The organism is Brevibacillus sp. FSL K6-0770, assembly GCF_038000275.1.
Lineage (GTDB): Bacteria > Bacillota > Bacilli > Brevibacillales > Brevibacillaceae > Brevibacillus > Brevibacillus parabrevis.
The window spans coordinates 5,938,788-5,951,342 of the sequence record NZ_JBBOBQ010000001.1 but is presented as its reverse complement, the minus strand read 5'-3'; the positions used below and the strand labels follow the sequence as shown (position 1 = coordinate 5,951,342).

Annotated in this window: 11 protein-coding genes; 3 read left to right on the top strand and 8 right to left on the bottom strand. The window is 48.6% G+C overall.

Translation table 11 applies throughout. The features are described from left to right. On the top strand, positions 1–801 hold the full coding sequence (locus NST23_RS28085) for an ABC transporter ATP-binding protein (RefSeq protein ID WP_278189525.1): 801 nt from the start codon (positions 1–3) through the stop codon (positions 799–801). 260 nt (positions 802–1,061) lie between these two features. On the opposite strand, the gene NST23_RS28080 is transcribed toward NST23_RS28085, so the two are convergent. Beyond that, positions 1,062–2,093, bottom strand: coding sequence for a ketopantoate reductase family protein (locus NST23_RS28080; RefSeq protein WP_340965137.1), 1,032 nt, complete (start codon positions 2,091–2,093; stop codon positions 1,062–1,064). 332 nt (positions 2,094–2,425) lie between these two features. Between NST23_RS28080 and NST23_RS28075 the strand changes: the two genes are divergently transcribed. Next, positions 2,426–3,313 (top strand): LysR family transcriptional regulator, encoded by an 888-nt coding sequence (locus NST23_RS28075; RefSeq protein WP_242773469.1) that lies wholly within the window; start codon positions 2,426–2,428, stop codon positions 3,311–3,313. 57 nt (positions 3,314–3,370) lie between these two features. Then, positions 3,371–6,454, top strand: coding sequence for a hybrid sensor histidine kinase/response regulator (locus tag NST23_RS28070; protein WP_340965135.1), 3,084 nt, complete (start codon positions 3,371–3,373; stop codon positions 6,452–6,454). Positions 6,455–6,555: 101 nt separating this feature from the next. On the opposite strand, the gene NST23_RS28065 is transcribed toward NST23_RS28070, so the two are convergent. The 7 genes from NST23_RS28065 to NST23_RS28035 form a co-directional block, all read right to left on the bottom strand. Then, positions 6,556–7,581, bottom strand: coding sequence for an ATP-grasp domain-containing protein (locus tag NST23_RS28065; protein ID WP_173597212.1), 1,026 nt, complete (start codon positions 7,579–7,581; stop codon positions 6,556–6,558). Then, a complete protein-coding gene (locus NST23_RS28060) occupies positions 7,582–8,262 on the bottom strand; it encodes a vWA domain-containing protein (RefSeq protein ID WP_233454152.1) in 681 nt (226 codons plus the stop codon). 65 nt (positions 8,263–8,327) lie between these two features. Further along, a complete protein-coding gene (locus NST23_RS28055; RefSeq protein WP_122962277.1) occupies positions 8,328–9,227 on the bottom strand; it encodes a TerC family protein in 900 nt (299 codons plus the stop codon). A gap of 17 nt (positions 9,228–9,244) precedes the next feature. Then, positions 9,245–10,468: a TerD family protein gene (locus NST23_RS28050; RefSeq protein WP_340965133.1), complete on the bottom strand. Its 1,224-nt coding sequence runs from the start codon at positions 10,466–10,468 to the stop codon at positions 9,245–9,247. 129 nt (positions 10,469–10,597) lie between these two features. Then, positions 10,598–11,182, bottom strand: coding sequence for a TerD family protein (locus NST23_RS28045; RefSeq protein WP_122962279.1), 585 nt, complete (start codon positions 11,180–11,182; stop codon positions 10,598–10,600). A 36-nt stretch (positions 11,183–11,218) separates the two neighbouring features. Then, positions 11,219–11,800 (bottom strand): TerD family protein, encoded by a 582-nt coding sequence (locus tag NST23_RS28040; RefSeq protein WP_340965131.1) that lies wholly within the window; start codon positions 11,798–11,800, stop codon positions 11,219–11,221. 59 nt (positions 11,801–11,859) lie between these two features. Continuing rightward, complete coding sequence (locus NST23_RS28035) at positions 11,860–12,465, bottom strand: TerD family protein (RefSeq protein ID WP_340965129.1); 606 nt, start codon at positions 12,463–12,465, stop codon at positions 11,860–11,862. Positions 12,466–12,555 lie beyond the last annotated feature (90 nt).

Sequence of the window (12,555 nt, the reverse complement as noted above, 5' to 3'; positions counted from 1 at the left end):
ATCAGTTTGCAGCTAGAGACGAAAAGTTTGACTTTAGGATACGGTCACAAGACAGTCATTGATGCATTAGATCTTCAAATTCATGAAGGCAAAATCAGCGTGTTGATCGGCAGTAATGGCTGTGGGAAATCGACATTGCTGCGTTCGTTGGCACGGTTGATTAAACCCGAAGATGGAACGGTTTTATTGGATGGCAAACAATTGGCCCAGTGGTCTACAAAAGAGCTGGCGAAGCAGTTGGCGATTTTACCGCAAGGCCCCATTGCCCCCGAGGGATTGACCGTCAGGCAGCTGGTCGAGCAGGGAAGATACCCGCATCAAGGCTTGTTGACGCCAAAGTCCGCACAAGATGAATGGATGATTAACCAAGCTTTGGAGGCGACACAGCTGACCTTGCATGCGCAGCGAGCGGTTGATTCCTTGTCAGGAGGACAAAGGCAACGAGCGTGGATTGCCATGGCCCTTGCCCAAGATACCCCGATCTTGTTGCTGGATGAGCCGACGACCTACCTCGACATGACGCATCAAATCGAGATTCTGGACTTGCTGTTTGAGCTGAACCGCCAAGCTGGGCGTACGATCGTAATGGTCTTGCATGATCTCAATTTGGCGTGCCGTTATGCCGACCATATAATTGCGCTGCGCGATCAGCGAATTTATGCGCAGGGCAAGCCAGAGGAAGTCATATCGGCAGCGGTTGTCAAAGCGGTCTTTGATTTGGACTGCGAAGTGATTCGCGATCCGCTTTTCGGCACACCACTGGTTATTCCTTACGGGAAACGAAAGAGCTATGCTGAATAAAAGCCCAAGAGCCCCTAGAGCAAGGGGGGTCTTGGGCTTTTGTGGTGTAGAGAAGTAATTGTTACACTGTTCTATCAGTAGGAGCAAATCATCCCTGCCTCCTGATTGCCTAATGCAACAAAAGAACCAGCGTGCATCTTTCTGAAGCATCGCTGGTCTTTTTTTACACTCACACTCAGTCTGTTTCCGTCCTTGCAATTGGTGCCTGCCATCGATGTAGAGCATTGTTCGGCGGGGCGCGCAATAGGGACACAAACCAATCACCCGCGCCGATTCAGCTCTGCAAACCGTTGTATATTGACCTCAAACTCCGGTACGGATTGAGTTTCCTCAGCCTGCTTGACCAATTGCACAACGAGGTCGTTGTAAGGCGTCAAAATATCTTTGCCTGCCGCGAGCCGGGGAATGACACCGTTGATGCAATCGATTTCCGTTTTGCGTTTTTTCTCCAGATCTTGCAGCATGCTCGCTTTCAGCAGGCGGGAAGCCTTCATCAGCTGGAGCAGCTTTTGCGTGCTTGGGGAAATATCCTCTTCGCGGTTCAGTTCCAGTGATGCCGGATCAAATCCGTTCATGGCCGCGAACTGCACACCGTTGGCATGGCCGACCTTGATTGTTTCATCGGCAATATGAGCAGCGCTGATCAGGCTGGCTTCATGGTCGAGTACCCCGCCGAACGTAGTGTTAAGCGCCGCTGACAAGCCGCTGAACGCGTTGTTAATCAGCAATTTGGACCATTTTGTTCCGACCAGGTTGTCGGAAATGTGAGTGCCTCCCACGAGGTTTAAAATCGCTTGAATCTGCTGTAGCCGCTGTGTGGTGCTACCGTCCAATTCGCCGATTTGAAAAGCATAATTTTTAAAGTGACGATACTCGGTGGTATGCTTGGAAACGCCCGGCTCCATAAACGTAGCGCCAAATTCGACCGACCCGGCAATGACGCGCTCGCGGCCTACGATAGAAGCTACCTTTTCTTCCGGTATCCCGTTTTGCAAAGAGAGGACGACGCTTTGGTCATGCAAAAAGGGCAACAAGTCTCGCAGGACCGAATCGTTGTGCAACTGCTTGGTCAATAGCAGCACGAGGTCGTAGACGCCTGACATGTTGTCCGGGGTGACGGCTTTTACTTTTGCCTGGAAGTCCGTCGTACCGACAATTTTGGCGCCTGACTGATTCAGAGCATCCACATGCGCTTGGTAAACGTCAATCAACTCCACATCTTGTCCTCCGGCAGCAATATAAGCTCCGGCAACTGTTCCCAAAGAACCTGCTCCTAGTATGGCAATGCGCATTTGAATAACCTCCCTTTATTTATTAGCTAAGTAATTATGTGCGGCTGTTGTAGAAGCAAAAGACAGCTCAGTTACGATATGAGAGGCGGACACAACTTTGCGGGCAGCCGTCATAGTCTGACAGCTCTTTCAACATATAATTGGACCGCACGATCTCTTGCAGCGTTTTGGCACGATCGAGCGGAACATGCGTGTAGCCCATCGTCGCAGAGGTATTCATTCGATTAACCTGGGCTGCTAATCCCTATTTTAAGGCGAGTTTATTATTTAATATAATACATAATAAACTATGAATTTATTTACGATAATAAATATAGGGGTGGCATTAATCGATGGAGTTGCTTCAATTAAAATACTTTCAAACGGTCGCCTATACCGAGCATATTTCCAAGGCCGCCGAGCAGCTGAGGATTGCTCAGCCTTCTTTGAGCCTGACGATCAAAAGACTGGAAGACGAATTAGGCACAAGCTTGTTTCACCGCAAAGGAAGACACATCGAGCTAAGCCCATCCGGACGTATTCTTCTAAAGCACGTGAACAAAATTTTTACCGCCATTGAAGCTGCAAAAATGGAGATTCAATCACAGACTGAACAAGCTGCGCGGACGATCAAAATATCGATCTCGAACCCCCGATTTCTTTCAGGACTGATCAGCGAGTACATTGCTTGCCATCCAGGGGCGAAAATCCAGCAAGGAATCGGATCGAGAAGCGTGATACAGACAAGTTTGAAGAAAGGAGAACTTGATTTAGGGATCGCGGGGCCGCCGATTGCCGATGAAGAGATTGAGAGCTGCGTGCTGGTGGATGAAGATATCGTGCTGGCGCTGCCCTCCGGCCACAAGCTGGCAGGCGAGACAGCGGTAGCGTTAAGCCAAGCGGCCAATGACCCGTTTATTGCCTTGGCTAACAATGAAGAATATCGCAGCTTTACCATGGCGCTTTGCGAACGGGCAGGATTCGTTCCTGCCATCAATTTTGAACTGGATTCGGGACTGTTGGCGGAGATTGTCAAGCTGGACCAAGGGGTAGCGCTGCTCCCGGTTTCCGTGTGCAGAAAATTGAATTTAACTTACGTCAAGATCGCCGATATGGATTCCACCTATACGATCGGGTTGTCCTGGCTGAAAGATCGCCACTTGCCACCGGCAGTAATCGAGCTGCGAGACTTTATCATTTCCTACTTTCAACAACGATACGAAGCATACAAGGTGTACTGACCGTTTCCGCTCGATCCGGTGTCTTAGAAGAAAAAAAGAGTAGGAGAGGAATACTTCTTGGCACATGATTCACCGAAATACCACATGAAAAAGAGCCATATTGTCCTGCTGCTAGGGTTGTTAGTGGTTGTCTTGTCCGTGTCGCGCATTTTGTGGATGGATTTGTTTCGGTATCACCAAGTGTCAATTCAGAACGGACAATTGGATTTGCGCGACTGGAACGCAGAAGATGGCGATATTGTGCTGCTTGATGGGGAATGGGAGTTTTTCCCCTCGCAATGGTTGATGGGTAGTCGATCCGACCAAGTAGCAGGCGAGAAGAAGCCGGCACTTATCTACGTTCCGGGAGGCTGGAATGAAGCGTTGAATGACGAAAACCCAACTCCATACGGCTTTGCTTCTTATCGCTTGCGTCTTCATGTCAATCCGGAAAAAGAAAGGCGTTACAGCATTCGTGTACCAAGCGTGCGTACGGCATCGGAACTATATGTGAATGGCCGATTGCTTGCCAAATCGGGACGGACAGCGGAGTCGAAGGAAAGCTATGTTGCCGAGAATTTGCCTTATTCCACAACCTTTACGGCAGATGAAAACGGCGTAATTGAACTGGTCATTCAGGCCGCCAATTATGTAGATGGGCGAAGCAGCGGCATTGTTCGATCCATCAAGTTTGGCTCAGAAGAAACCATTGCTAAGGAAATGAAAGCATCTGTTTTTACGCAGCTTTTGGCAGCGCTGATCTTTTTGATGCATGCCGTTTATGCGCTGATTTTATATGTACTAGGAAACAAGGAAAGAAGGCTGCTTTATTTTGCTTTGCTGGCATTAACGACAGCGTTTAGCACGGTGTTAAGCAATGATGAAAAGTTGTTCCACCAATTCTTCTACATGGGCATCGATTGGGATTTCCGTCTGGCTAATTTCTCTTTCATGCTCGGAGCTTACGCTTTGCTTGCGTGTACGAGCCATCGCGAGCTGCCTTATTGGAGCAGAATATATCCGGTTTACAAAATAGTTAGCCTGGGGATTGCGGGTATTACGCTGGGTTTAAACCCCGATCAAATAACGATGCTATTCCCGGTCTATCTTTTGCTGAGTGCGATTGCCGCAGCAGTTGCGATGATCTCCATTTTGAAAAGGCTGATCAAGGATGTCATGGGCAATCTGCTGCTGCTTTGTGCTTTGCTCGCGCTGATTCACCATCTGATCTGGATGCTGGTCTGGCGGGAAAGCGGCTTGAGCCTGGTCTACTATCCGTTTGATCTGATCATTTCCATCGGGTGTATTGCTTCGGTATGGTTTAAAGGTTATTTCATCATGCATGCCCAAACAAAAGAGCTTGCTGCAACCTTGCAAAGAATGAATGACCACAAAGATCAATTTTTGGCGAATACTTCGCATGAGTTTAAAAATCCGCTGCATAGCATGTTGAACATGTCGCAATCTGTTTTAAGCAGGGAACGGCATTCGTTGCAGGAAAGAAGTGTCAAGGAGCTAGAGACGGTTTTATCGGTAGGACGTCGGCTGACATTGATTTTGAACGACTTGATTGACGTGATGAGTTTGCGGGAAGGCAATCCGCGTCTGCAAAAAACCGTCATTTATATTCAGCCGATTGTGACAGGTGTGATTGATATGCTGCAAATTAACGCAGAAGTGAAATCTGTGAAAATGATCAATGAAATTCCGGAACAGTTCCCTCCCGTCCACGCGGATGAAAACCGGGTGATTCAAATCGTGTTCAATTTGCTGCATAATGCGGTGAAGTACACGAACGAAGGGATGATTTCGATTCAGGCTTTTTCCAAGGAGGGAAGGGCTTATATCGTTATAAAAGATACAGGGATCGGCATGGATGAAGACATGCTCAAGCGCCTGTTCCATCCGTATGAGCAAGCCAGCACGAGCGAGACCATGATTGAAGGCGGTTTCGGGTTAGGGTTAAGTATAAGCAAGCAGCTGGTTGAACTTCATGAAGGGACGCTAGAAGTGTCCTCTGTGTTGGGAAAAGGTTCAACCTTTACCTTTTCGTTAGAGCTGGCCAATGTGCAAGAGCAGGAAGAGGTCTTTGTCCCGGCCATGTCGATTCAGGAAAAAGCGGAAAGCTTGTCGACTACGAAACGAACAGCAGTAGTCAAAGCGAAAAGCGGCCGCCCCAGCCTGTTAATCGTGGACGATGATCCGATCAACCTGCAAGTGCTCGAAGCGATCCTGCCTCCAGAACAATACGATCTAACAATGGCGACGAGCGGAAAAGAAGCGTTGGCTTTATTGGATACCAAGGAATGGGACTTGGTCATTTCCGATATTATGATGCCGCAGATGTCCGGTTATGAGCTGACGCAGATCATTCGCCAGCGGTTTACGCTCACTGAACTTCCTGTTTTGTTGCTTACGGCAAGAAGCCAGCCGGAAGATATTCAGAGCGGTTTTTTGGCGGGAGCAAACGATTATGTGACGAAGCCAGTAGATGGAATGGAGATCAAATCGCGGATTGAGGCATTAACTACGATCAAGCAATCTGTTCGGGAACAACTGCGCTTAGAAGCTGCCTGGCTGCAAGCGCAAATCCAGCCGCACTTTATATTCAATGCGTTAAGTGCTGCGACAGCTTTGAGTGACATAAATCTCGATAAGATGCGTGAATTGCTTTATGAGTTCAGCAATTTTTTGCGGTATAAATTTAAATTTGAAGACATGGGTGGACTTGTGCCGATCGAAACAGAGCTGAGTCTGATCCGTTCGTATCTGTATATTGAAAAGGTGCGGTTTGAAGAAAGGCTGGAGGTTGTTTGGGAGATAGATGACTGTGAGGAAGTAAAAATCCCCTATCTGACGATTCAGCCTCTCGTTGAAAATGCGATTATACATGGCGTGATGAAGCGCAATTCTGGGGGGAAAATCCTCATTCGGATTGCTGTCCACGAAACGCAAGTGGAGATAACCGTTGAAGACGATGGGATTGGAATGGACGAAGCCCACTTGCGACAACTGCTGGAAAGAAAGGCAGATAGCAAGTCAGGGGTTGGATTGATCAATACGGACCAGCGATTGAAGCGGCACTTCGGGACGGGACTTCATATCAAAAGCGCGCCAGGTATAGGCACGAAGATAACTTTTTATATACCAAGCACAGGATAAGTGGTTATTGGCTTCACCGAGCCGACAAGCGGGAATCGCGCTGAAAATGAACAAGCCATCCTGATAGGGGATGGCTTTCATGCTGTAGTGGCATGTGTTTATTACTCAAAAAACCGCACCAATTCAATCTCGCGCTCCACATGCGTCGTGAGAATATCCAGCTTCGGTACAGGCACGTCCGCTTTTCCGGTCAACAGCAGCTTCAGCGCCGAGTACGGGAAGTTCACCCCGGAGCGGCAAGATGCATACATTCCGCCGGAAGCACGCGGATTGATTTCCAGAAGCTTCGGTACGTTGTCCTTGTATTTGATTTGCACATTATACAGGTAGGAAAGCTGGAGCCGCTGCTGTACTGCTTCGGCTATGCTCAGCAACTCTTCGTTATGTTCCAGCTTGCGAATACGGCCCTCGACTTTTTTGCGCGGCACCGCTGCCAGCAATTGTCCTCCGTAGGCGAGGCAGTCGATGCTGTATTCATACTGGTCCAAATACTCCATAACCATGATGTCGTCAAAAGTCTCGCGCGTGGACAGCACGCGGAGCGCTTCTTCTGGCGTGATCTGATAGTGGGCTGATCGAAACAGGCGATCAAACGGATCGAGCTGATCTTCCACTACATAAAATCCCGCCCCGCCTTCGCCACGGGCAGGCTTGAAGCACACCTTGTCGCCATTTTGCTTGAGCTGTTCATAGGCAGACTGGAACTGCTCGGCTGTGTTCACAATTTGATACGCGGGAAGCGGTACTTCCGGCACGTCCTGGAACAGTTGAAACAACTTGCCTTTATCCGAGATGTCCTCCAACAACTGGTGTTCCTGAGCGATCATAACCTGTGTGCCCAGCCGTTCAAATTCCTCGATATGCTGGGAGATTTCCACGAGGCGATAGTTGGGGAGAAATACGTCAATCTTGTGCTTTTGACAAAACGACAGGCAATAGTCGATGTATTGCGGTACATCGAGTGTCGGCTCCAGTTCAGCATAGTCTGCGATTTGCAGCATCACGCTATGGCGTTTCGGGTGAGTCACAAAAATCTCGAAGGCGATATTGTCAGGGTTATTGCGAATCATTTCAACGATTGGATACGCCGTAGCAAAAGTCCGATTGAACCAGAGCCGTTTTTTCATTTAAGCCAAAACTCCTTTTTGTTTTGCTTCTTCCAGCCAAAGCGGGAACTCGTTCAGCAGCAGGTCGTAGAGAGCTGCGTTTGAAATCGTGTCGATGTTATCGATTTGAAAAAAGTTGGCGTTATCGACAAAGCGTCCTTCGATTGTATCGAGCTTTTTCAACACGCCGAAGTCTGCATTGCCGATCCCTACGAATTGCCAAAACAGCGGCTTTGTGGCTGACTCGATGATCAGCTTTTGAACGGAATCGCCAGCTTCATTTGCCCCTTTTTTCACGCCGCCATCGTTGATGAACGTGATGTAGGTGGGCAGACTGCTCGGCTCTTCTTGCGTATATTTGGCGATAATATCGCGCATGACTAACGGCTCGTCGTTCCGGCCGAACTTTTCAACAGCGGCGTTTTCGAGGATGGCACGGTTTACGTAGTTTTCAAAGTCTTGCTCAGTTACGGATGGAAGTCGGGAGAAGCGATGATCATAGACCCATACGTCGAGTGTCTGGTCATCGTCAAACTGGCTGGCTACTGCCAAAATGCGTTCTACTACCTTTTGCACCGTCCCGTTTTTATAGTACGGACGCATCGAGCCGGTTATATCGAGGACCAGGGCAACCCGTGCCTTCACCTGTTGCAGCTTTTTCTTTTCCAGGACCACCTGCACGTCTTTAACAAACGATATCATCATCTAGCCTCCTTTTTTCGAAAAGAAAAGCGAGTGTCTATTGACCTCGCTTTCTGCCTTTCCTATCATGCTGTTTCCGCAACTTTGTCTTTTGAAGCATCTTGATCTCCGTGTTTGCGCTTTTTCGCCCTATGCACGATGAATGTAGCGAGGAAGGTGAGAACGAGAACACCGAAGAAGATGTAAGACTCGATGTGGAAGCCAGCTGCGCCCAGGAACATTTTCACAGAGATGAGCGCAATCAGTACGAACGCTGTCGTCTCAAATTCAGGAATACGTGCGATCAGCTTCAGGAAGATTTGAGCGACACCCCGCATCATCAGGACGCCGAGAATCCCACCCAGGAACAGTACCCAAACCTGGTTGCTGACACCAAAAGCAGCCAAAACAGAGTCGATGGAGAAGGCAATATCCATCATCTCAACAGCAAGTACCGTTTTCCAGAAACCTTTTCCTTTGTTCTCGATTTCTGGTTCGTCGTCGTTGCCACTTTTGAATACGCGGTAGAGCAGCCAGACGATCAGCAATCCACCGAGGATTTGTACCGCCAGGATTGGAATGAAGTACAAGCATGCCGCCATTCCCAGATAGAGCAATACATTGATTGCTTTTTGGGCTTTCTCGTTTTCACCAACGAAGTAATCGGCCGCGATTTTGAGCAAGTAGAGGGCACCCATTACTTTGATCGCCGTCATTTTGACTAAGAAGACCCCTAAGCCGATCGCCAGGAAACGGAATAAATAGGCGCCGAGCAAGCCGTAAAACAAGGCGCGTTTCTTTTGTTTTTCTGGCAAATGATTGACCATGACTGCCAGTACAAGTGCATTGTCTGCTGACAGCAAACCTTCCAGAATGACCAACGAGAGAATAATGGTCCAGTTGGCAGGGTTCGTTAATACTCCTTGCAAGACTTCCCACGAGAAAAAGCTTGAATAGGTTTCAATCAGCCCATTCAAAAATTCCATTTTGTCTTCCTCCTACGCTATTTGCTGCCTGCGGCCCAACGCATGTTCCAACCATAGTGGCGATCCATTTGTTCGTGTCCATTGAAGTATTCGACCAGGCGCTTGATTTGGAACGTATCGTCTTTTCTCTCAATCATGGCAATGGCGCACATGATCTTGCGCGGGTCATGAACATCCATGCGGACGACGATTTCCGGGTTGTCCGCTTGTTTGATCGTGACAACACCGTCTGTTTCCGCCCATTTTGCCACACCATCGTAAATGTAGGCAAAGATCAGAACCCGACTAAACTCGCGTACTTGGTTGCCGTTAATGCGGAGGTTCTCCCCATCTGTTCTGGCTCCCGTGCGGTCGTCACCATCCAGCTCGATGAACGGGAAGTCCGTATATTGGCCAAACTTCCTGCCAAGCGCTTGAATGCACCCTTTGTATCCGTCTGACAACTCATACAAGCAGCCGAGGTCGAGATCGATGCCAGAAGACTTGTCAAAACCTAAAAACCCGATAGATTTTTTGACTTTTCTGTTCCAGTTCAGGTTTACGCTGATTTGCCCAAGTGCTCCGCTCGATTTGCGCAGGCTGATTGTTTCGCCTTTTTTCGTCAGCTCTACTTTGGACAGATTGATAGGCGGTTCCGGCGGTTGCTCAACCTTTGGCGGCGCTGGAGGAGGTGGTGGTGGAGAAGATGGTTGTTCCTGTGCCACTTCCACGCCAAAGTTTCCGCACAAGGCAGCCAGCCCGCCGTTAAAGCCGCTCCCGATCGCATTGAACTTCCATTCACCCTTGTAGCGATACAATTCACCAGTCACAATCGAATTTTCCGTAGTGAAATCAACCAATGGGAACCGGATCATTTCAACAAAGGTCACGGGATGCATGATCCGCAAATAAAGATCGGAAACCTGACGGAACGTTTGTCCGCGTGTAATGGCATCGTAAATCGTAATGGTCAAAGCGATCTTTTCCACGTCGGATGTTATTGCCGCAAGGTCCAGTTCGAATTGCTGATTATCTCCAGAGCCGTCGCGCAAGGAAACCGCTCCGTTTACTGATCTGGGGTTTCCGTAGAAAATGAAATCTTCCTCACGATTCACTTTCCCGGACGCGCCCAGTTGAAAAGCCGATGCATCCAGCTCAATTCCGTTGCCAGCGCGCCAGCCAAGGCCGACAATTACTTTGCTCAATCCCGGAAACTGCTTAGTAATATCGACTTTTTGCCCCTTCACAATCGTCATCGTCATCACTATCACCTTTATCTTCGAAAACTTGGCTTCGCCAAAAGCATGGCGTCGCCGCATTGTGTCCAGCTTAAAAAAAGCAAGAAAGGATGCTAGTCCCTACTATCAAACTAGCATCCTCAGGTTGACGAATTACCCTGCTTGTAATCCGAAGTTATTGCAAAGCGCTTTAAGTCCGCCGGAGAAACCGCTGCCTACAGCAGCAAATTTCCATTCGCCCTGGTGGCGATACAGTTCGCACACGACGATAGCCGTTTCTACGGAGAAATCCTCGCCCAGATCGTAGCGGAGAACTTCGCGGTTTGTCGTTTCATCAACGACGCGAACGAAGGCGTTGGAGACTTGTCCAAAGTTTTGTCTTCTCGCTTCGGCATCGTGAATCGTGATAGTAATGGCGATTTTTTCGATCTCCGCTGGTACTTTGGTCAGATCGATTTTGATTTGCTCGTCGTCTCCATCGCCCTCACCTGTCAGGTTGTCGCCTGTGTGCGTAACGGAGCCGTTGCCGCCTTGCATGTTGTTGTAGAAAACGAAGTCTTGAATGCCAGTCGCTTTGCCGCCTGCACGGAGCAAAAACGCCGCAGCGTCAAGGTCGAAATCAGAGCCACCATTGTATTTGTTCGTGTCCCAACCAAGTCCAACGACTAATTTGGTCAGGTTAGGATTACCTTTCGTCAGATCAATTTTTTGACCTTTGGATAAGCTGATTACTGACATGGGGAGTTCATCCTTTCCACAAATCGTAATGGGTTATTAACCGATGTTTACACCGTAATCGCGAGCCAGTCCTGCGAGACCGTCTTTGTAGCCTGCACCAACTGCGCTGAATTTCCACTCGCTTCCATGACGATATAGTTCGCCAACAACTACAGCTGTTTCGATAGAGAAATCTTCGCCAAGGTCGTAGCGGATCAGTTCTTCGCCGTTGTTTGCGCTCAGTACACGCGCATACGCGTTGGATACTTGACCGAAGTTTTGGCTGCGGGCAGTCGCATCGTAGATTGTGATGGTGAAGGCAACCTTTTGTATACTTGCGGAAACTTTGGACAGATCGATTTCGATTACTTCGTCATCGCCGTCGCCAGCGCCAGTGCGGTTGTCTCCGGAGTGAACCACGGAGCCGTCAGGGCTTTGCGGGTTGTTGAAGAATACGAAATGCTTGTCGTCTTCCACTTTTCCTTGTTCGTTCAGCAGGAATACGGATACATCGAGGTCAAATTCGCCGCCGCCATCGTACTTGTTGGTGTCCCAGCCAAGGCCAACCTTGATTTGGGTCAAGCCAGGATTTGTTTTGGTCAAATCTACTTTTTGTCCTTTTTGCAAAGAAACGGCCATGTGTGATTCCTCCTAGTAATTGGGGTTTTATGGTGATGGGAAGTACAACCTGCAAAGAGCTATGTGTATCGTCCGACAAGATGGGAAATCGAAGTATCTGCTGTTCCTTCACCAATAGCAGCAAATTTCCATTCACCTGAGTGGCGATACAATTCACCCACGATAAGCGAGGTTTTTCCTGCGTAATTATCTGTCAGGTTGAATTTGCACAGTTCCTGAGTGGTGGATGAATTCATGATGCGGATATACGCGTTGCCGATCATCCCGAAATCTTGACGGCGGCTGACGCAATCGTAAATATTTACAACGAAAATGAGTTTGTGTACATCGGCAGGGATGCGGGAAAGCTCGACAGAAATTTGTTCATCGTCCCCCTCGCCATCACCCGTCAGATTGTCTCCGGAGTGAACGACGCTGCCACAACCACTTCTCTTATTTCCGAAATAGACGAGATTTGTTTCTTTTGTAAATTTTCCGTTTTCGTTCAGCATGATGACAGATGCATCGCAATCGATGTTGGCTTGTCCACCACCAAACAGTCCGCCAAGCAGTCCTCCCGATTTTTTCACCGGGTCCCAACCAAGTCCAACCAGCACTTTGCTCAAGCCAGCATTTCCTTTGGTCAGGTCAATTTTTTGCCCTTTTTGCAAACTGATAACTGACATGTACACCCTCCACTCTGTCCGGGTTTTCACCCATTCTTTTGCAGATTACAATTCGATTATTTCATTGCATGACGATAAAATCTACATAAA

Coding starts and splice junctions, on each gene's coding strand:
- NST23_RS28060 (WP_233454152.1), bottom strand. CDS start 8,262: ATGATATCGTTTGTTAAAGACGTGCAGGTGGTCCTGGAAAAGAAAAAG.
- NST23_RS28075 (WP_242773469.1), top strand. CDS start 2,426: ATGGAGTTGCTTCAATTAAAATACTTTCAAACGGTCGCCTATACCGAG.
- NST23_RS28045 (WP_122962279.1), bottom strand. CDS start 11,182: ATGTCAGTAATCAGCTTATCCAAAGGTCAAAAAATTGATCTGACGAAA.
- NST23_RS28040 (WP_340965131.1), bottom strand. CDS start 11,800: ATGGCCGTTTCTTTGCAAAAAGGACAAAAAGTAGATTTGACCAAAACA.
- NST23_RS28055 (WP_122962277.1), bottom strand. CDS start 9,227: ATGGAATTTTTGAATGGGCTGATTGAAACCTATTCAAGCTTTTTCTCG.
- NST23_RS28065 (WP_173597212.1), bottom strand. CDS start 7,581: ATGAAAAAACGGCTCTGGTTCAATCGGACTTTTGCTACGGCGTATCCA.
- NST23_RS28050 (WP_340965133.1), bottom strand. CDS start 10,468: ATGACGATGACGATTGTGAAGGGGCAAAAAGTCGATATTACTAAGCAG.
- NST23_RS28035 (WP_340965129.1), bottom strand. CDS start 12,465: ATGTCAGTTATCAGTTTGCAAAAAGGGCAAAAAATTGACCTGACCAAA.
- NST23_RS28080 (WP_340965137.1), bottom strand. CDS start 2,093: ATGCGCATTGCCATACTAGGAGCAGGTTCTTTGGGAACAGTTGCCGGA.